This window comes from Nocardia sp. NPDC051833 (assembly GCF_040681225.1).
In the GTDB taxonomy this organism is placed as follows: Bacteria; Actinomycetota; Actinomycetes; order Mycobacteriales; family Mycobacteriaceae; genus Nocardia.
Genome location: NZ_JBFAYK010000002.1, coordinates 763141 through 782444, shown reverse-complemented (window position 1 = coordinate 782444; position 19304 = coordinate 763141). Strand labels below are relative to the sequence as shown.

18 protein-coding genes and 1 pseudogene are annotated in these 19304 nt (G+C 69.1%); 12 read left to right on the top strand and 7 right to left on the bottom strand.

The features are described from left to right. Nucleotides 1-170: 170 nt before the first annotated feature. Together AB0L91_RS21735 and AB0L91_RS21730 are read right to left on the bottom strand one after the other, a co-directional pair. The gene (locus tag AB0L91_RS21735) at nucleotides 171-1094 is read right to left on the bottom strand and encodes an alpha/beta hydrolase (RefSeq protein WP_365012549.1); all 924 of its coding nucleotides are present in this window, start codon (nucleotides 1092-1094) and stop codon (nucleotides 171-173) included. After that, on the bottom strand, nucleotides 1094-1525 hold the full coding sequence (locus AB0L91_RS21730; RefSeq protein WP_365012547.1) for a hypothetical protein: 432 nt from the start codon (nucleotides 1523-1525) through the stop codon (nucleotides 1094-1096). The genes AB0L91_RS21735 and AB0L91_RS21730 overlap by 1 nt, the downstream gene beginning before the upstream one ends. Nucleotides 1526-1700: 175 nt before the next feature. Here AB0L91_RS21730 and AB0L91_RS21725 point away from each other — a divergent pair, with 175 nt between their 5' ends. From AB0L91_RS21725 to AB0L91_RS21710, 4 genes and pseudogenes are all read left to right on the top strand, one after another. Then, nucleotides 1701-2531, top strand: a complete 831-nt coding sequence (locus AB0L91_RS21725) for an alpha/beta hydrolase (protein ID WP_365012545.1) — start codon at nucleotides 1701-1703, stop codon at nucleotides 2529-2531. Between the two features lie 37 nt (nucleotides 2532-2568). After that, nucleotides 2569-3015: a VOC family protein gene (locus AB0L91_RS21720; RefSeq protein ID WP_365012544.1), complete on the top strand. Its 447-nt coding sequence runs from the start codon at nucleotides 2569-2571 to the stop codon at nucleotides 3013-3015. After that, nucleotides 2987-4499 (top strand): annotated as a pseudogene (locus AB0L91_RS21715) (NAD(P)/FAD-dependent oxidoreductase); the annotation flags it as partial. The gene AB0L91_RS21720 and the pseudogene AB0L91_RS21715, both read left to right, overlap by 29 nt. Continuing rightward, nucleotides 4496-5938 carry an aldehyde dehydrogenase gene (locus AB0L91_RS21710; RefSeq protein WP_365012541.1) on the top strand — a complete coding sequence of 481 codons (1443 nt, stop codon included), beginning with the start codon at nucleotides 4496-4498 and terminating at the stop codon, nucleotides 5936-5938. The pseudogene AB0L91_RS21715 and the gene AB0L91_RS21710, both read left to right, overlap by 4 nt. A gap of 58 nt (nucleotides 5939-5996) precedes the next feature. Here the strand turns inward: AB0L91_RS21710 and AB0L91_RS21705 are convergent, their stop codons facing one another. Both AB0L91_RS21705 and AB0L91_RS21700 read right to left on the bottom strand, forming a co-directional pair. After that, the gene (locus tag AB0L91_RS21705) at nucleotides 5997-7040 is read right to left on the bottom strand and encodes an alpha/beta hydrolase (protein ID WP_365012539.1); all 1044 of its coding nucleotides are present in this window, start codon (nucleotides 7038-7040) and stop codon (nucleotides 5997-5999) included. 84 nt (nucleotides 7041-7124) lie between these two features. After that, complete coding sequence (locus AB0L91_RS21700) at nucleotides 7125-9839, bottom strand: AAA family ATPase (protein WP_365012537.1); 2715 nt, start codon at nucleotides 9837-9839, stop codon at nucleotides 7125-7127. Nucleotides 9840-9999: 160 nt separating this feature from the next. Here AB0L91_RS21700 and AB0L91_RS21695 point away from each other — a divergent pair, with 160 nt between their 5' ends. From AB0L91_RS21695 to AB0L91_RS21665, 7 genes are all read left to right on the top strand, one after another. Beyond that, nucleotides 10000-10896 (top strand): hypothetical protein, encoded by an 897-nt coding sequence (locus AB0L91_RS21695; protein WP_365012534.1) that lies wholly within the window; start codon nucleotides 10000-10002, stop codon nucleotides 10894-10896. Between the two features lie 78 nt (nucleotides 10897-10974). Continuing rightward, nucleotides 10975-11403 carry a nitroreductase/quinone reductase family protein gene (locus tag AB0L91_RS21690; RefSeq protein WP_365012533.1) on the top strand — a complete coding sequence of 143 codons (429 nt, stop codon included), beginning with the start codon at nucleotides 10975-10977 and terminating at the stop codon, nucleotides 11401-11403. Nucleotides 11404-12000: 597 nt separating this feature from the next. Then, the gene (locus AB0L91_RS21685) at nucleotides 12001-13833 is read left to right on the top strand and encodes an acyl-CoA dehydrogenase (protein ID WP_365012530.1); all 1833 of its coding nucleotides are present in this window, start codon (nucleotides 12001-12003) and stop codon (nucleotides 13831-13833) included. Nucleotides 13834-13845: 12 nt separating this feature from the next. Continuing rightward, entirely contained in the window at nucleotides 13846-14121 is a 276-nt protein-coding gene (locus tag AB0L91_RS21680) for a hypothetical protein (protein ID WP_357350095.1), read from the top strand. A 325-nt stretch (nucleotides 14122-14446) separates the two neighbouring features. Beyond that, complete coding sequence (locus AB0L91_RS21675; protein WP_365012527.1) at nucleotides 14447-15688, top strand: oxygenase MpaB family protein; 1242 nt, start codon at nucleotides 14447-14449, stop codon at nucleotides 15686-15688. A 51-nt stretch (nucleotides 15689-15739) separates the two neighbouring features. Beyond that, entirely contained in the window at nucleotides 15740-16036 is a 297-nt protein-coding gene (locus tag AB0L91_RS21670) for a hypothetical protein (protein ID WP_365012524.1), read from the top strand. Between the two features lie 179 nt (nucleotides 16037-16215). Continuing rightward, nucleotides 16216-17088, top strand: a complete 873-nt coding sequence (locus tag AB0L91_RS21665) for a hypothetical protein (RefSeq protein ID WP_365012521.1) — start codon at nucleotides 16216-16218, stop codon at nucleotides 17086-17088. Here AB0L91_RS21665 and AB0L91_RS21660 read toward each other — a convergent pair. Next, complete coding sequence (locus tag AB0L91_RS21660; RefSeq protein WP_357350088.1) at nucleotides 17073-17582, bottom strand: MarR family transcriptional regulator; 510 nt, start codon at nucleotides 17580-17582, stop codon at nucleotides 17073-17075. The genes AB0L91_RS21665 and AB0L91_RS21660 overlap by 16 nt on opposite strands. Before the next feature lie 375 nt (nucleotides 17583-17957). Continuing rightward, nucleotides 17958-18134: a hypothetical protein gene (locus AB0L91_RS21655; RefSeq protein ID WP_365012519.1), complete on the bottom strand. Its 177-nt coding sequence runs from the start codon at nucleotides 18132-18134 to the stop codon at nucleotides 17958-17960. Here AB0L91_RS21655 and AB0L91_RS21650 point away from each other — a divergent pair. Further along, nucleotides 18127-18717 carry a hypothetical protein gene (locus AB0L91_RS21650; protein WP_365012517.1) on the top strand — a complete coding sequence of 197 codons (591 nt, stop codon included), beginning with the start codon at nucleotides 18127-18129 and terminating at the stop codon, nucleotides 18715-18717. The two genes, AB0L91_RS21655 and AB0L91_RS21650, sit on opposite strands and share 8 nt — an antisense overlap. A gap of 191 nt (nucleotides 18718-18908) precedes the next feature. On the opposite strand, the gene AB0L91_RS21645 is transcribed toward AB0L91_RS21650, so the two are convergent. Continuing rightward, the gene (locus tag AB0L91_RS21645) at nucleotides 18909-19277 is read right to left on the bottom strand and encodes a hypothetical protein (protein ID WP_357350084.1); all 369 of its coding nucleotides are present in this window, start codon (nucleotides 19275-19277) and stop codon (nucleotides 18909-18911) included. Nucleotides 19278-19304 lie beyond the last annotated feature (27 nt).

Here is a 19304-nt window from a genome sequence, read left to right as displayed (position 1 = left end):
AAACAGGCTGTACTGCGGTCTTGTTCATAGACTTTCCGTTCGATCGAGAGTGCGCCTGCCCAGAATTTCGCGGGGGCCAGGGCCGCGGCCGTGCAGTGCAGCGGTCTCCGACCAGATCAGCATCGCGATCGGACCGGTGACGAAAAGCGCTGCGATGAAAGGGCGTTCGGTCATTGCGGCCTCCTGGCTGCTATTTCGCCGCTCACCGGCAGCGCGGGTGCGGCGAGCACGAAGTCGCGCACCGCCTCGGCGAAGCGCTCGGGTTCCTCGAGGTGTCCCAGGTGGCCGCTGTGCTCCAGGACCACCAGCCGCGAATCGGGAATGCGGTCGTGCAGTTCCTGCGCCCAGCGCGGCCCGCAGATCACATCGAAGCGGCCGACCACGACCAACGTGGGCACGGTGAGCGCGGGCAGGTCGGCGCGGTCGTCGACGAGATCGGGCGCGCCGAGCGCGTCCAGCCCCGAGATGTACCCGGCGCGCAGCGCGTCCCGGACCGCGGCCCAGCGGGGTTCGTCGCCCCAGTAGTCGGCGAGGTAGGCAGGCAGGATGCCCCGGGCGACGGCGAGGGTCTGCACATCGTTCGAAATCTCCTGCATCGCACCGAAAGCGGCGAGGATGTCGGGCAGTTCGGGGTGGCCCGCGTGCGCGGTGACGAAGTCGCGCAGCCGCCGCGCGGCCTCGGCACCGTGCTCGGGCCCGGTCACCGGCGCGCCCTCGTACAGGATGATTCCCGCGAGCGCGGCCGGGTGGTGGATCGCGTGATAGGCGGCGACGAACGCGCCGTGCGAATGCCCGAGCAGATACACCCGCGAGACGCCGAGCCGGTCGACGACGCGGCGCAGCGCCGTGCTGTAGCGCTCGCGGGTGTAGCCGTTGGGGTGGGTGGGCAGCCTGCCGGACTCGCCGGTTCCCAGCGCCTCGATGTACACCATGGTCAGGTGCTTTTCGAGGGCGGGCATGCGCAGGTATTCCCAGTGGATGCCAGGCCCGCCCGGGTGGACCAGGCAGACCGGTCCACTGCCGTACACGTGGTACCGCTGTGTCACGCCGTCGGAGTCGAAGGCATGGGTGCCGGGTGTCAGCGTTCCGGACATCACGCGGCCCGCAGCGGTGCGGCGAAGGACTTGCGCAGCGAGGACGGGCCGACCAGCGGCAGCAGCGCCGCCAGGATCTTGCCCTTGAACGCGGTGGGCGTCCGGGTCAGTTCGACATCGACGCGCGAGCCCTGCGCGGTGGGAGTGGCGCGGAAGACCCAGCCGCCGCCCGCGCCGAAGAGCTTGGAGTCCAGCGTGGTGACGGTGACCGTGTCGCCCGCGGGGTCCCAGTCGTAGCGGGCGCGTTCCCAGGCGGCGGCGTTGCCCTCGGTGATCTCGGCCCAGGTCTCGCCCCGGTCGTGCACGACGAAGTGCTCGGCGTCGATGGAGTTCGACCAGGTCTCGGGCCGGGTGGGCCCGAAGTCGGTGAGCACGCCCACGACCTCGGCAGGAGTCAGGGTGGACAGCAGGTGGAAGCGGATCGTTGTCATGGCACAACGATCGCCGCCGGCGACCATCCGCCGAATCTGTCGGATGACGCAGGCGGTGACGTAATCGCGGGTGACTACGTCATGGTCGGCGTCAGATGACAGATGTGGCGACCGGGCGATGCGGCGGAAGGTGGAACCACTCCCACCGCACCGTTCGTTCGAAAGGACCATCGACATGGTCGACATCCGACGCCCGCACCGGATCCTCGCGGCGGCCACGGCCGCCGTCGCCGCAGGCGCGCTCGCCGTCGCCTGTACCGCGAGCACCGCCACCCAGGCCGGGCCGACGCTGGACGCGCCGCGCCCCACCGTGGTCTTGGTCCACGGTGCGTTCGCGGACGGCTCAAGCTGGAACGACGTCGCCGACAGGCTCATCGCGGACCGGTATCCCGTTGTCGCGGTGGCCAATCCGCTGCGTGGCCCGGCCGCGGACGCGGCGGTCGTGCGCAGCGTGATCAGCCATATCCAGGGCCCGGTGATCCTGGTCGGGCACTCCTACGGTGGGTCGGTCATCAGCGCGGCCGCCGCGGGCAACGACCAGGTGCGGTCGCTGGTCTATGTGGCGGCCTTCCAGCCCGCCCCGGGGGAGACCGCGCTCGAGCTGACCACCAAGTTCCCCGGCTCCACCCTGCCCGGCACCCTCGATCCGGTCCCGTTCACCGCCGCGGACGGCAACGCGGGCACCGATCTGTACATCCAGCAGGCGAAGTTCCCCGCCCAGTTCGCCGCCGACGTACCCGCCGAGCGCGCCGCGCTGGCCGCCGCCGTCCAGCGCCCGATCGCGCAGGCCGCGCTCGAGGAGAAGGCCACCGTGGCCGCCTGGACCGACAAGCCCAGCTGGGCCGTGGTCACCACCCAGGACCGCAATATCCCGGCCGAAGCGCAGCGGTTCATGGCCGAGCGGGCGCATTCGCGGATCACCGAGGTCGCCGCGTCGCATTCGGTGGCCGTCTCGCATCCCGATGTCGTCGCCGACGTCATCGAACAAGCCGCCGCGACCCACTGACACCGAGTACGAAAACCCCTCGAGGAGAACATCGCTCATGGATATGAAACTGGAAGTCGTCGTGCTGCCCGTCGCCGACGTCGATCGCGCCATAGCCTTCTATGTCGACCGGCTCGGCTTCCGGCTCGACGCCGATTTCCCGGTGGAGGAGGGCTATCGCGTCGTGCAGGTCACCCCGCCCGGCTCGGAGTGCTCGATCATCTTCGGCACCGGAGTCGCCACGGTCGCACCGGGATCCCTGCACGGCCTGCACCTGATCGTCACCGACATCGAGCAGGCCGTCGCGGAACTGACCGGGCGCGGTGTCGAGGTCGATGGCCCGTTCCGCGACGCCACCGGCGTGTTCCACCACCCCGGCACCGAGCACCGCGTGCCGGGCGCCGACCCGCAGCGGCGTTCCTACGGTTCCTTCGCGGCGTTCACCGACCCCGACGGCAACGGCTGGTTCCTGCAGGAAGTCACCCAGCGCGCGCCCGGCCGCTGATCGCGAAGGGGAACATCATGTCCGACAACGAAACCCGTATCTACGATGTCGTGGTGATCGGCGCGGGGCCGGTCGGCGAGAACGTCGCCGACCGAACCAGCGCCGCCGGGCTGAGCACCGTGATCGTCGAAACCGAACTGGTCGGCGGCGAATGCTCGTACTGGGCCTGCGAACCCAGCAAGGCGCTCCTGCGTCCGGCGCTGCTCCATCGCGAGGCGGCCCGCTTTCCCGGCGTGGCGAGCGCGGTGACCGGTGGCCTCGACGCGGCCGCGGTGCTGAAGCATCGCGACCGCATGGCCGCTGACTGGAACGACCAGGACCAGCTCGCCTGGCTCGACTCCGTGCGGGTCGACCTGGTGCGCGGGCACGGCCGGCTCGACGGTCCGAAACAGGTGAGTGTCCGCACGCCCGACGCTGGCACCGTGCGGCTCACCGCCCGGCACGCGGTCGCCCTGTGCACCGGCACCTCGGCCGCGCTGCCGCCGCTGCCCGAGCTGGACGCGCTGCGACCGTGGACGAGCCGGGAGGCCACCTCCGCCCAGACGGTGCCCGACCGGCTCGCCATCCTCGGCGCCGGGGTCGTCGCGGTCGAGATGGCCACCGCCTGGCAGGCTCTCGGCGCCAAGGTGACTCTGATCGCCCGGGAATCTCGGCTGCTCGAGCGCGTCGAGCCGTTCGCCGCCGACCTGGTCACCGAGCGGCTCCGGGAGGCGGGGGTGGAACTGCGGCTGGGCACCACCATCGCGGCGGCGCGCCGCGACGACGAGGGTGTGCACCTCACCCTCGCCGACGGCACCCGGCTGATCGCCGACGAACTGTTGCTGGCCACCGGGCGCGCGCCGCGGACCACCGACCTCGGCGTCGACACCGTCGGCCTCACTCCCGGCGGGTGGCTGACCACCGACGACACACTCACCGTCACCGCGGTCGACGGCGCGTGGCTGTACGCGGTCGGCGACGTCAACCGCCGAGCCCTGCTCACCCACCAGGGTAAGTACCAGGCCCGCATCGCCGGGGCCGTCATCGCCGCCAGGGCGCGCGGCCAGGCCCTCGACACCGGACGCTGGGGCGCGCACGCCGCCACCGCCGACCTGGACGCGGTGCCGCAGGTGGTGTTCACCGACCCGGAGATCGCGTCGGTCGGCCTCACCACCGCCGACGCCGTCCGCGCCGAACGGGCGGTGCATGTGGTGGACTACGAGATCGGCCACGTCGCCGGGGCGATCCAGCACGATCCCGGGTACCGAGGCCGGGCGCGTGTTCTCATCGACCCGGATCGCGGGGTCGTCGTCGGCGCCACCTTCGCCGGTGCGGGCGTGGCCGAACTGCTGCACTCGGCGACCGTCGCGATCACCGGAGAGGTTCCGCTGGAACGACTCTGGCATGCCGTGCCGTCGTTCCCCACCATCGGCGAGGTCTGGCTGCGGCTACTGGAGACCTATCGCGACCAGCAGCGGCCACCGGCACGAGAGGAGGTCGCGTGATCACCTACGACCGGCTCTATGTCGGCGGCACGTGGACCGAACCCAGCGAGCCCGCGCTCTTGGAGATCCTGTCCCCGCACGACCGCTCGGTCATCGGCCGAGCGGCGCAAGCCCAACCCGCGGACGTGGATCGGGCGGTGGCGGCGGCCGCCGCGGCCTTCGACAGCCGCGTCTGGCGCGACACCCCACCGGCGCGGCGCATCGCCGCGCTCCGGCACTTCGACGAGCTGCGCGCCGCCCAGGCCGACCGCATCGCCGCGCTCATCACCGCGGAGAACGGTTCGGCCGCCTGGTTCACCAGGGCGGGCCAGGCCGGGCTGACCCGGCAGGCGCGTGCCTACTTCGCCGCCGCCGAGGACTTCCCGTGGGAGCGCACGCTCACCCCGTCCGACCCGGCCGATCCGGTTCGCACCGTGGTCCGCCGGGAACCGGTCGGCGTGGTCGCCGCGGTGATCCCGTGGAATTCGCCCTTCGCCGCCGCGACGGCGAAGATCCTGCCCGCCCTGCTCACCGGCAATTCGGTGGTGCTCAAGGCTTCTCCCGAGAATTCGCTGAGTATGGGAGTGCTGGCCGAGCTGATGGATCAGGTCGGGCTGCCCGACGGCGTACTCAGCGTCCTGCCTGCCGACCGCGACACCAGCGAGTACCTGATCTCGCATCCCCGGGTGGACAAGATCGCGTTCACCGGGTCGACCGGGGCGGGCAGGCGGATCGCCGCCATCGCGGGCGAGCAGCTCAAACGGGTCAGCCTCGAGCTGGGCGGGAAGTCGGCGGCGGTGATTCTGCCGGACGCCGACCTGGCCGCGGTGACGGCCGGACTGAAGTTCGGCTCGCTGCTGAACAACGGCGAATCCTGTATCGCCCAGACCCGGATTCTCGCCCCGCGCAGCCGTTACGCCGAGGTGGTCGCCGCGCTCGCCGCGCTGGTGGAGTCGCTGCCGGTCGGTGATCCGAGCGATCCGCGCACCTTCATCGGACCGATGGTCCGGGGCGATCAGCAACAGCGGGTCCGCGACTACATCGAAGCAGGCATCGCCGAGGGCGCGCGGCTGGTCTGTGGCGGGCCGCAACTACCGCCGGGCCTCGGCGACGGCTTCTACGTCACGCCGACGGTCTTCGCGGACGTGACACCGGCCATGCGCGTCGCCCGCGAGGAGATCTTCGGCCCGGTGCTGGTGGTCATTCCCTACGACGACGTCGACGACGCGATCCGCATCGCCGACGACTCCGACTACGGGCTCTCCGGTGGCGTGTGGTCGGCCGACGAGGAGGCGGCCCTGGCGGTCGCGCGCCGGATCCGGACGGGGACGGTCACCGTCAACGGCGCGCCGGTGGGATTCGACGGCCCGTTCGGCGGCTTCAAAGCCAGTGGGATCGGTCGCGAATTCGGGGCGGTCGGGCTGGGGCAGTACACCGAATACCAAACCATCACCGTCTGACCGACAGCACTCCGGTGCCGGGCATCCGTTGCCCGGCACCGGAGTGCCGCTGTGTCGATCACATTCGGCCTGCGTCGACGATCGCCTGGGCGAACGGCCGCGGTGCCTCCTGCGGAACGTTGTGGCCGATACCGTCGAGCACGCGGTGTTCGTACTTCCCGGTGAACTTGCCCCGGTAGGCTTTTCCGTCCTTGGCGGCTCCGTCGAAGTCGCTGCTGATGGTGATGGCGGGGACGGCGATGGTGGGTCCGGTGGCCAGGCGCTGCTCGTAGTCGTCGTACCGCGGTTCGCCCGGCGCCAGGCTGAGCCGCCAGCGATAGTTCGAGATGACGATGTCGACGTGGTCGGGATTCTCGAAGGCTGCGCCGCTGCGCTGGTAGGTGGCCTCGTCGAAATCCCAGGCCGGGGAGGCGTTTCGCCAGATGAGCTTGTTGAAGTCGTGGCGGTTGCGCGCGTAGCCGAGGCGGCCGCGTTCAGTGGCGAAGTAGTACTGGTACCACCAGCCGAGCTCCGCCGCGGGCGGCAACGGCTGCTGCTGCGCCGCCTGCTGGGTGACGAGGTACCCGCTCACCGCGACCATCGCCTCGACCCGCTCCGGCCACAGCGCGGCGATGATGTCGACCGTCCTTGCGCCCCAGTCGAATCCGCCGAACACCGCCGAGTCGATGCGCAGCGCGTCCATGAAGTCGACGATGTCGCGCGCGATGGCGGACTGCTGACCGTTGCGCGGCGTCTGCTCGGACAGGAACCGGGTCGGCCCGTACCCGCGCAGGAACGGGACGAGCACCCGGAATCCCGACTCGGCCAGGATCGGACCGACATCGGCGTAGCTGTAGGGGTCGTAGGGCCACCCGTGCAGCAGAATCACGGGTTGCCCCGAGGCAGGGCCGAACTCGGCGTAGGCGACCTCGAGCACACCGGCCTCGACCGTCTTGATCGGGCCCAGCGTCGTGTTGGCTCCCGCGCCTGCTCGCAGCGCGGCGCCCGGAACGGCGGGCGCGGCCGGGGTTTCCGTGACGCAGGCGCCGAGCGAGGTCACGGCCAGGCCCGCGGCGCCCGCCGCGAGCGCGCCACCGAAGAGTCGTCGTCGATTGATGTCCATACCCTCGACGCTAGGGAGCGCACCGGGTCCGCCGCGTGCGTCGGATGACGTAATCGGTGTCGATCGCCGGTGCCCGGCGCCGGCTCAGACCGCCGGGTCGTCCAGGGTCGGCAGCAGTGCCGCGAGGTCACCCCGCGAACTGATCCCGAGTTTCGGGAAGATCCGGTGCAGGTGTGTGCTGACGGTCCGATGCGACAAATAGAGCCGCTGCCCGATCTCCCGGTTCGTCAGCCCCTGCGCCGCCAGCTGCGCGATGCTGAGCTCGTGCGGGGTGAGTCGTTCGCGCGCGTCCGGGTCCCGGTTCGGGCTGGATTCGCCCGCGCTGCGCAGCTCGAGCCGGGCCCGTTCGCTCCAGGCGGCGAAGCCGAGGGCATCGAAGATTTCCCTGGCCGTGCGCAGATGGGTTCTGGATTCGACCACCTGGCGCTGGCGGCGCAACCACTCGCCGTAGGCCAGATGCAGTCGGCCGCGTTCGGCGGGCCAACCGGTGAGGTCGGCCGCCAGTGCCTCGGCGAACCTCTCGGCGGCCGAGTCCCCGGCGAGTACCGCTCGCGCGTACCGCATTCCGATGTGCAGCGCGGGGGCGGACGTGGCAGCCGCCACCGGTTCCAGACCGCGCAGCAGGTCCGCGACGGCGGCGGTGCGGCCCGCGCGGACCGCGGCCTCGGTGAGTTCGGTCAGGAAACACACCCGCAGTGCCAGCGAATACGCCGGGTCGAGTGGATCGTGGATGCGCGCCAGATCGGTGAAGGCGTCGTCGAAACGGCCCTCGCCGAGCGCGATGATCCCGCGCGTGAGCTGCACGGTGGCCAGCACCGGGCGCACGGCCGCGGCCAGTCCGATCCGTTCGGTGTCGGCGGCGATCGCCACCGCCTCCGGGTAATCGCCGCGCAGCGCGGCGATTTCGGCTTGCACGCCGATGGCGGAGGCGTGCATGAAGGTCTGCCCGGTCTCCAGGGCGAAGGCCGCGGCCTCGGCCGCGATGGGCGCGGCGGTGGCGAGGTCACCGACCCTGGCCAGGCTCCACGCCTGGATGGCCAGTGCGCGCGTCAGCAGACCCAACCGCCCGGCGGAGCGGAAGCCGGGTGCGGCCGCGCCGGCGAAGCCGGCGGCGAGATCGAACGCGCCGACCTGATAGGCGGCGCTGCTGAGGAAGTAGTCGACCTCCGGGTCACGCCCGGTGGTCGCCGCCAGCGCCCGCAGCTGAACCAGCACCTGCTCGCCGCGCTCGAACGGCGCCACGATCGAGTCGATCGCGAGCTTGCGATGATCGCCGTCGGGAATGCCGAAAGAATCGGCGACGGCGAGGACCGCGCGCCGGACATCCGGCCCCGGCTCGGACCAGAAGCACCGCATGGCCGCGCCCCACAGGATCCGCAGCGCCGGATCCGGGTACCCGTCGGCCGCGACGGACGCGGCGAGTGCGGCCAATTCACCGATCCGCGCCGGACTTTCGCGAATACCGTCCTCGGGCGCGCTGAGGACCCAGCTCGCCGTGGCTTCCTGCTCGGGGGTGAGCGGCAGCGAGCGCGCGGCGTCGACCAGCCGGTCCACGATGTCGCGGCGACCCGATTCGACGGCCAGTTCGGCCGCGCGCAGCAGCCGATCGGCGCGACGACCGGGGGAGACGCTGAGCGCGGCGGCGCGTTCCAGCGCCGCGATCGCCCCGCCCGGGTGCCTGGCGCGTTCGGCGGCCGCCTCCAGGGCCGCCGCCACGTCCTCGTCGGCGCCGGCCGCGCCGGCCGCCCGATGCCATACCTGGCGATCCGGCGACCCGGCGAGTACGTCGGCGAGAGCGAGATGCGCGCGGCAACGTTCCTCTGCCCGCGCCGCCGCGATCAGCGCCGAGCGGACCAGCGGATGACGGAAAGTCACTGTGCCGGATCCGATATCGATCAGCCGCGCGGTCGCCGCCGGCGCGAGGATGTCCTCGTCTACGGAGGATTCGAGCAGTCGACCGGTGGCCGCGAGTATCTCGGCGAGCACGGCGCCGTCGTCGAGCGCGGCGACCAGCAACGCCGACCTGGTGTCATCCGGCAGTTCCGCCCCGCGCGCCGAGAAGGCGCGTTCGAGTCGCTCGGTCAACGGCAGCGCCGCCGCGGTGTCGACAAGATCGACCGCGGCCGTGGGCAATTCGGCCAGGGCCAGTGGATTGCCGTTCGCTTCGGCGAGCACGCGGCGCCGCACCTGGGCCGATGCTCCCGGTGCCGTGTGGTCGAGCAGCGTGTTCGCGTCGTCGTCGGACAGCGGTCCCAGCCGCAGGGTGGACAGCTCGGCGTCACGCAGCGGCGAGCTCGCGCCGTCGCGGACGGTGGCGACCAGGACGAGGGGTTCGGCATCGATCCGCCGCGCGACGAAGGCGAGGACCTCGGCGCTGGCGGGGTCGAGCCAGTGCGCGTCCTCGGCGACGACCAGCAGCGGCCGCTCGGCCGCGACATCGGCCAGCACGGTCAGCGCGGCGAGCCCGACCAGGTGCGGGCTCGGCTCGTCGACGAGGTCCGACATCCCCAGCGCGCAGGTCAGTGCCTCGCGCTGGCGGCTGGGCAACGCGTCGAAGGCCCGGCGCAGCGGATACAGCACCCGGTGCAGCCCGGCATAGGGGAGACCGTGCTCGGCTTCCACACCGGTGGTCCGCAGCACCCGCAGCCCTGCGTCCGCCGCCGTCGCGACCGCCTGCTCGACCAGGGTCGACTTCCCGATGCCGGGTTCGCCCTCGATCACGATGCCGCTGCGCCCCTCGGGAGCGGCCACGAGTGCGGCCAGTTCCTTCAGCTCGCTGTCTCGTCCGATCACCGGCATCCGCGCGCTCCTCCCGGGCCCGCGCCGACACGCGAACCGATCGGTACCCTATCGAACGATTGGTGCGCGCTCGCCATGCCTGTGCGGGACCACCTGCGAAGCCCGGCATGTCGTGTCCGTACCGGCGTTATCGTGGAGGTACCCGTGGGGGAGGAACACGATGGTATCGGTGACCCTGTACCGCTATTCGTTCGATTTCCGGTATGCCCTGACCGACCGGCAGCTGGCGGGTTTCGACCCGAGCCGGGCATTCGCCGAGATCTATGCGGTCGAGACGCCGGAAGGCCGGGACGAGCGCGGCTGGACCTGCCTCGACCGGAGGACGGCGATGCACAGTGTCGGGGTCGACGCCACCGCCGAGGACTGCGCGGCGTGGATCCGGGCCCAGACCGCGGCACTGGACGCGTTGTGGATCGCCGAGCAGCAGCTCGTCCACGATCTCGGCATGCGGATCGAGGGCGGCTTCTCACCCGGACTGCGACGTGGTTCCGGGTGGTCGGCGGCTCGCCGCCGCAGCAAAGCGGCGTCATGGCAGGCATTCGGCGGACTCGACCGGCGGCTGTACGACATCGCCGCGCACTATCGCCCCGTCCGCGAGCAGATCGAAACCCGCGTGCGGGAGGCCGAGGCACGCGCCAAGGAGGAACAGGCACGACGCTGGAAAGCCCAGCGCGAGCGGGAAGAACGGGATGACCGCTTCACCGCGCTGGCCGCCCGGACCCGGTGGAGCTACCGCGTCACCGAAGCCGATCGAACCGTCCACGTCTTCCGTGCCGACGACTCGACCCTGACCACCGGTGAACTGATCGACGAACTCCAGCGCCCCACCCACCACCTCACCGGCTACACCGTGCACTGGGCCGCCTCCGACCGCGCCGAGATCGAACACGTCAGCGGCGCGGATTTCCCCACCTGGTGGGCCGTGGTGGCTCCCCGTCACTGGAACGATTCCCGGCGCGTCCCCACCCGCCCGCCGACCCGTTCCGGCCCCTCCATCGGCGGCCACTCCAGCTACGGCGGCTTCGACAGCTTCTCCTCCTGCGGTGGCGGCTTCTGATCCGATGGCCCAGCACTTTCGTCGCCGCGCCGCGGCGGTTCCGAGATCATCGAGGTGCCCGGCGGGAGAATCCGGACCATGAGCACACCCGAGGACTGGAACACCGAGATCATCGCCGAGTTCCGTGCCAACCAGGGCCGCGTCGGCGGCAACTTCGACGGCGCCCCGATGGTGCTGGTCCACCACCGCGGCCGCAAAACCGGCCGCGAGCTCGTCACCCCGATGATGTATCTGCCGGACGAACGCGACCCCGACACCATCTACGTCTTCGCCAGCAAAGCCGGCGCACCCACCAACCCCGCTTGGTATTACAACCTCACCACGGCAGGCGCCGCCGACATCGAGATCGGCACCGACACCTACCCGGTCACCGTCGCCGAGGTCACCGGCGCCGACCGTGACCGCATCTACGCCGAACAAGCCCGCCGCTATCCGGGATTCGCGGGCTACGCGGAGAAGACCGCCGGGATTCGCACCATCCCTGTCCTGGCCCTGCACCGCGCCTGACCTGGACCCGCGCGTGCTGGTGCGCGTGCACCGGTGCCCGAAATAGTGCGCCGAGTTCCCTTTGACCGAATTTATTCCCACATGGTGTGCCGCGCGTTCATTTCGGCCGTTGACCGGGCTTCTGGCTTTTATCGACAGATTCCGGTTGTGCGCCGAGGGGTCTTTGCGCGATTATGGTGGACGTAGATTTTCTCGCTACCGATCCACATTGCGGCGAGACCAATAGCGACGGTGCCTGCGCGGCCGACAGTTGCAGACGGTCCCTCGGATTGTCGCGATCGCTGTAGGTCGCGCGTATCAGGTCAGCTGGTGAATAGATAACGCGCACATAATATTTGAGATGGAGACACGGCCAGGGGCGGCGTGGCGGGCGAGTGTCGGCAGGTGAGCCGCACCGGTCGGAGCCCTCGCGCGGACACCGATGGCAAGGATGCGTCGACCGGACTCGAAAGTGGTGTGTCCGGTATCACAGTCCGCTTTTTCCTGGTTTCCTACGGTTTCGTTGCCGTAGGTTTCTCGGGTTACGGTTGCGTAGACACCCGGCCGAAGGGGATCGTTTCGACACGTTCGTCTGATCCTCGGAAAGGGAGTCGGCACATGGGGCATTACATTGCGAACGTACGAGATATCGAATTCAATCTGTTCGAAGTTCTGCGGGTGGATTCCGTCTTGGATTCCGGCGCATTCGCCGACCTCGATGCCGACACCGCGCGGGTGATGCTGCGTGAGGCCTGCGCCTTGGCCGAAGGGCCGCTGGCCGAATCGTTCGCCGCCGCCGACCGCACCCCGCCGACATTCGTGCCCGTGGAGCATCGCATCGTGGTGCCCGAGGCGCTGGCCGCGACCGTGCGGGTGGCCAAGGACGCGGGATGGTGGCGGGTCGGGATGGCCGAAGGCGCGGGCGGCCAGCCGGCACCGGCGGCCCTGACATGGGCACTCAACGAGATCCTGAGTTGCGCCAACCCCTCGGCGGCCTTCTTCTACAGCCTGGGCCCGGCCATGGCCGATGTCTTGTACTCGGTCGGCACCGAGCAGCAGAAGCGTTGGGCCGCAGGCGGAATCGCGCGCGGCTGGTCGGCGACGATGGTGCTGACCGAACCGGACGCGGGATCCGATGTCGGCGCGGGACGGACCAAGGCGATCGTCCAGCCCGACGGCACCTGGCACATCGAGGGCGTCAAACGGTTCATCTCCGGCGGCGACGTCGGCGACACCGCCGAGAACATCTTCCACCTGGTGCTGGCTCGCCCCGACGGCGCGGGACCGGGCACCAAGGGCCTGAGCCTGTTCTATGTGCCGAACCGCCTGTTCGATCCCGACACGCTCGCACTGCGCGAGCGCAACGGTGTCTTCGTGACCGGGGTGGAGCACAAGATGGGTCTGAAGTCCTCGCCGACGTGCGAACTCACCTTCGGCGGGCACGGCATTCCGGCCGTGGGATATCTGGTCGGCGACGTGCACGACGGCATCGCCCAGATGTTCAAGGTGATCGAGCACGCCCGGATGACCGTCGGCGTCAAGTCGGCCGGCACGTTGTCCACCGGCTACCTCAACGCGCTGGCCTACGCCAAGACACGGGTACAGGGCGCCGACATGACCGAGATGCAGGACAAGACAGCCGCGCGGGTGCCGATCATCGCCCACCCCGACGTGCGACGCAGCCTGATGCTGCAGAAGGCCTACGCCGAGGGCCTGCGCGCGGTCTACCTCTACACTGCCGCCCACCAGGACGCCGTCGTCGCCCGTGCGGTCTCCGGTGCCGACCCGCGCATGGCGCATCAGGTCGACGATCTGCTACTGCCGATCGTCAAGGGTGTGGGTTCGGAACGCGCGTATGAGCTGCTGACCGAATCACTGCAGACCTTCGGCGGATCCGGATACCTGCAGGACTACCCGATCGAGCAGTACATCCGCGACGCCAAGATCGACTCGCTGTACGAGGGCACCACCGCCATCCAGGCCCTGGACTTCTTCTTCCGCAAGATCGTTCGCGGACAAGGTGCCGCGCTGGCGCACCTCGCCGAGCAGATCGACCGCACCGTGAACTGTGGCTGTGAGGCCGTGAAATCGGATCTGGAACTGCTGGCCACCGCGCTGGCCGACGTCCAGGCCATGGCGGCCACGCTCATCGGCTACACGATGGCCGCCGCGCAGGACCCGCGCGAACTGTACAAGGTCGGGCTCGGCTCGGTGCGTTTCCTGCTGGCCGTCGGTGATCTGTTGATCGGCTGGCGGCTGCTGGTTCAGGCCGTCGTCGCCGACGCCGCGCTCACCACCGGCGCGGCAGATCGTGATGTCGCCTTCTACCGCGGAAAGCTCGCCGTGGCCTCGTTCTTCGCCCGCAACGTGCTGCCCCGCCTCACCGCGACCCGCACCGTCCTGGCCGAGCTGGATCTGTCGGTGATGGATCTCGACGAAGCCGCCTTCTGAGGGCCGGAAACGATGAGTGGCTACTCGACCCTGTGCCCCGAGGACGAAGCGATCATCGACTTCGCCCTGCGGCTGCAGCCCCTCGGCGGACCCTCGAACGAAGCGATCCGCCGCGCTTTCTCCCTCTCGCGCCGGCAATTCCGGGCCAGAGTGCGCGAGATTCTCGATGAGGCGGGGCCCGGTCGGGGCGAGCCCGTGGTGTACGTCGCACGGGCTCTGCTGGGGGAGTACTTCGAGCCCGACGGACCCCATTCGCCCGAAGTGCTCGTCGACGCGCGGCTGCTGTAGTTCCCCGCTGTCGGTGTCACGTCGAGGGATCCCGACCCGAGTGCTGGTCTGCACCCCGAGAACGGTAGCGCTATAAGTTACTTTCCGTTTCGACCGTTAGATGGCCTGGCCGAAGGTTGGGTCTACGGGCCAACGGGTGTTCCGCCACAAATAATCCGGTCACCACAGGTGCTGATGGCAATCATTCGACTGTTTGACGACGTGACGCGGAACGGACTCCTGTAACCACCCCTGGTGTTAAGTTAATACTCATTCCGTCATGTTCGATGAGTGGCGGCTCATCGTGCTACGACGGTCGGCTTGATACTCAACGAGGAGTGGCGCCATGGATGCACTCAACAGGCGCGATGCAATGAAATTCGGCGGGATGCTGGGGGTGGTGGGCGCCTTCGCCCTCACCACCCCCGCACGCGGGGAGCCGTGGAGCTGGTCACCGGAGGGATCCATCGCGGGCTCCGGCTCGGGCGCGGATCCGATGACGGTGTGGGATCCCGAAGCCGACGCCCTGGTCCCCGGACTGATCGACCGGGGCGACGTCCCCCGGGTCAATGAACTGCTCCGGACCTGGAAGACCAACGGGCAACCACTACCGGCCGGCTTGCCCGCCGACCTCCGGGATTTCATGGAGGACGCGCGCAGGCTGCCACCCTGGACCGACCCCGGCAAGCTCGACGCGGCGATCCAGTTCAACAAGAAGCGGGGCCTCTACCTCGGGGTGCTGTACGGATTCGCCAGCGGCATGATGAGCACCGTCATTCCGAAGGAGGCCAAGGCGGTCTACTACTCCAAGGGCGGGCACGATCTCAAGGACCGCATCACCAAGACCGCCAAGCTCGGCTACGACATCGGCACCGCGAATTCGTATGCCCCCGACGGGGAAATGATCGTCACGTGCGTCAAGACCCGGCTGGTGCACGCCGCGGTGCGGCACCTGCTGCCGCAATCGCCGCACTGGGTGCATTCCGCCGAGGAGAACATCCCGATCAGCCAGAACGACATCATGGTCACCTGGCACAGCCTGGCCACCACGGTGATGAAGTACCTGCGCTCGTGGAACGTGCCGATCCCGGCCGACGAGTCCGACGGCTTTCTGCACTCCTGGCAGGTCGCCGCGCACCTGCTCGGCGTCCGGGACGAGTACATCCCGAACTCCTGGCCGGAGGCGAATGGGCAAGCCGCGCAGGTTCTCGACCCGATCCTCGCGGTGACACCCGAAGGCGTCAAACTCGCCGACCGGCTATTGGGACTGGGCGCCAATATCGACTTCGCCATCCTGAGCAAGCCGATCCTCGGCGCGTTCACCCGTTTCCTGCTCGGTGACACCATCGCCGACGGCCTGGCCATCCCGCGTGAACCCGTGTGGGATCCCTTGCTGCGGGTCAGCTGGGGGCCGTTCATCGCTGTGCGCGAGGGCCTGCTCACCGCGGTCCCGCCGATCGGCGATCCGTACTGGCTGCTCGACGAGTTCCTCCGCAAGGCGGCCCTGATCTACCTGGCCGAACTGCGCATGCCGATCAGCATCGAAATCCCGACCATGAACCGCGACATGAGCCGGCCGCACCGCTGAACCGTGTCCCTTTCCCCTTGTTCCGATCCTCTCGAAGTCAGGAGACGCACAATGCGTCCATCACATTTTCTCGCCGCTGCCGCTCTCGCGTCGGCGGCCGTTCTCGGCGCCGCACCGAACGCGACGGCTCGGCCCGTCGAACCGGTCGCCGACGCGGGCACCGGTTCGTCGGTCGTCGACTCCGCCTCCAGGGCAGCGCAATCCGCGGTCGAACTCGCTCAGCGGGGTGATCTCATCGGACTCGTCGTGCTGATGGCGATCACCCCGGTCCAGATGGTCACCGGAGGTGTGTGCGACCTGGCCGTCGGCGCGGGGTCGTCCAATCCCTGCAGCCCCACCCGGTACTGACGGCCCGCCGATTCCGCCACCGCCGGGTCCGATGAGTCGTCTATCCCGTCGGTGTCGTCTGGGGTGACCGGGCCGGTGGGCGCGCGGTCGACGGAATCGGGCGCGATGTCGTCGGGGGCGGGGTCTTCGGCGACAGCCGTGGCACGGTCGTCGTCGGAGTCGACGGGGGCTGTGCGGACGTGGTCGTCGATGATGGGGTGGAGGACCTCGGCGTCGCCGACGTCGTGGCCGGGGCCGTGATCGTCGTGGTCCCGGTCGGCGCGGGTTTCGTGGTGGTCGGCGCCGCGGTGGTGGTGGTCGACGGAGCGGCCGTCACCGTGCTTGGACCGGAGGTGACCGTCTCCGTCGGTGTCAGGGGGACGGTCACCGTGGATGTCGAGGTCGTGGTGACCGTGCCCGGGTCCTGCGCACTGGAAGGGCTCTCGAGCGAAAAGCTCGCTGTGGCCGAGAAACTCGCGCTCGCCGAGATCCCGGTCGAGTTTCCCGGGGAGACCTCGGTCGGCGCGACCGTCGGTGTCTCCGTCGAAACCTCGCTTGTGGGAGCGGGGTCGGTGGTCGGCGTGTCGCCGCCGAGTTCGTCTGGAGCGACGGCCTCGCCCGGTAGGTCGGCCGCCGCACTCGGGGGTGGCGCGACGGCCTCGTTCGGAGGCGGTGCGGCGGCCTCGGTTCCGGCCGCGGTGGAATCGGACGGGGTCACGGTGGAATCGGCCAGTCCCACAGCTGGTTCGCACGACAAGGTCGTCGCCTCGGTCGCCCGGACCGGCGCGCCCGAGTCCGCTCGGACGGCGAGCGTCGTCCCGATCGCGGTGGCGATCAACGCCGCCGCCACGCCTACGCGCGTCAGCTGCCGTCGAAGCCGATCAGGCGCCGATGTCGTGGCGGGGCGGTCGCGTCGCCGGAGAATTGTCGGGTCGCTGGCCGGTTCCGTCACCGGTTCATCGGTGTTGTCGACGTGGGGCATCCAGCTCCTGCTTTCTCCCCAGAACCGAGCCGACCGTGACCAACGAGGAAATATCGTGGTCGGCGCCGGTGCATGTCAGGGATTGGAGTAGGGATCGATCTCGCGCAACCGTTGCCGGTGAATTCGCTGCAACTCGCTGGCGCGGGTGAGAAAGTCGGCGATTGTTTCCAGCTCGGTGGTGTCGAAATAGCTCAGCAGCATCTTGTAGCTCTCGACGATCATCGGAACGACGAGTTCCTGTACGCGACGGGCCGCGAGGTCGGTGGCCATCACGATCACGCGACGACGATCGGTCGGATGCAGTGAGCGGGCGATATAGCCTTGCTTCTCCAGGCGGTTGAGCATGATGGTGACACCGGCGGAGGTGAGTCCGAGCCGTTCGGCCAGCATGCCGGGCGTCGTGGATTTCTCGTCCTCCAGCAGGACGATCTCCAGTGCGCGGCGATCGGTTTCGTTCACGCCGAGCACTCTGATCACCTCGCGGATCAGATCCTCGACGGATCCGTGATAGAACTCCAGCGCTCGTTTGAGTTCGGCCGGGATCCTGGCGGGTTCGCTTGTTGTCGGGCACACAGGCTTTCCCATCGATAGATCAGGGCGTGCTCGATCGCCGGGCGCCCGCTTCCGGCCGGGGGAGTCGGGGGGTGGAATCGGGCATGGTGGCTCCTGTCCATCGATCGACCGGCAGCTCGGACCCGTGGCTGACGAACATCACGAAAGCGGCACCCGCTCCGGCTGTCGGAGTGTTCGTGGCGGTGCCGGACATGCACTGTACGACATGGCCACGGGCGCGACACCGCGCATCGAAATATTCGGCCGAAGCGGCCGCAAAGCCCCAAACGCCAAGTGAGGCAACCGCTATCGGAATCCGTAGTCCCCTGGTGAGGCCGGACCGGGTTGCGTACGCAACCCGGTCCGGCGTGTTCGCCGCAGGCCGGACGGGTGTCCGCGTGCGCGGGCTCAGGTCACATTGGTGGTGGTGAGGGTCGGGGACGGGTTGGGGTAGCACGCCGTCGCGACGTTGCCGACGAAGGAGACGTTGGTCGTCATCGTCATGCCGGGACTGGCGTAGCTGGTCCCCGCGTACTTACTGGTGATCGGCGTTCCCGCGGCGCCTGCGGTGACGTTGATGGTCACCGCGGGCGGAGTGAAACTGGTGCCGCCCGCGATCGGACCCGGCACGGTCAGCACGACATTCCCACCCGACGTCGAGACCGAGCCGGCCACGGTACCCCCGGAGGCGGTCGCCGAGACCAACGTCGAATTCGCGGGCGTCGGAATGGTCATCTTCAGGTTGCTGATGTTGTTCACGGTGAAGCCGGACGCCGAGCTGGGCACCGACGAGGCGCCCGGCGTGATCGTGATGGCCACCGCGGAACCCGACGCCGCCGAGCCCGGCGCGGTGCCGGTGACCGACGTGTTCATGCTCGAGGTTTGGCCGATACCGAAGATGGTGCCCCGGCAGCTCCAATTCACGCTGACGGGGGCGGCATTCACCGGTGCGGCCAAGCAGAATACGGTCGCGACGGCCACCGGCGCGAGAAATCCGGCGCGAAACAGGGAAGAGGTCGAGCTCATGGCGATCTCCAGAAATAGCGGGCAGCGGTGTGACGGGTTGTCGAGCCGCAATTGGGTGTTCAAAAAATATAGCCCGCCCTGCGCTTTTCGTGGCCGAAATCGAGAATCTGAACATGCCGTGATTATCATTATTAGCGATTAGATATTTTCCCCGATTAGTTAATTCTGGAAAGATTAATCCGGGCACTTCGTCAGCGTGAGAGCGAGGGCCACCGATGTTCCGGTGGCCCTTGCTCGCCGCGTCAGGCGGAGGGATGCGGACCGCGGGGTTCCTCGCCCGGCGCCGTCGCGACTATCGCACTGTCGCCGTCCGCTCCCGCCGCGGCGCATCGATCATGCGTTGGAGACGGCGCCCAGCACTGCCGGATCGATCTCGAGGCCGATGTACTCCTCGGCGTGGGTCGCGAAGCCGTTCTCGGTGCGCACGATGATCGTGTTGTGGATCTTCTGGCCGTTGACCTCGCCGGAAAACTGCACGAGGAAACCGTTGTCGGTGACGGTGAAGCGGCGGTCGCGCATCGTCGGGAGACCGCCCACGGTGTGCACGTTCTCGATCGCCTTCTCGAACGAGATCCACACGTTGTCGTTGGAATGCCAGACCTGTGCCCCGGGGGCGCACAGTGGCGCGAAAGCGTCGACATCGTCCAGGGCGTCGAGCCATGCCTGAGCGAGTTCGGCGTTCGTGCGAGTGCTGGATGTCATCGTTGACTCTTCTCTCTCGCCCGGCGC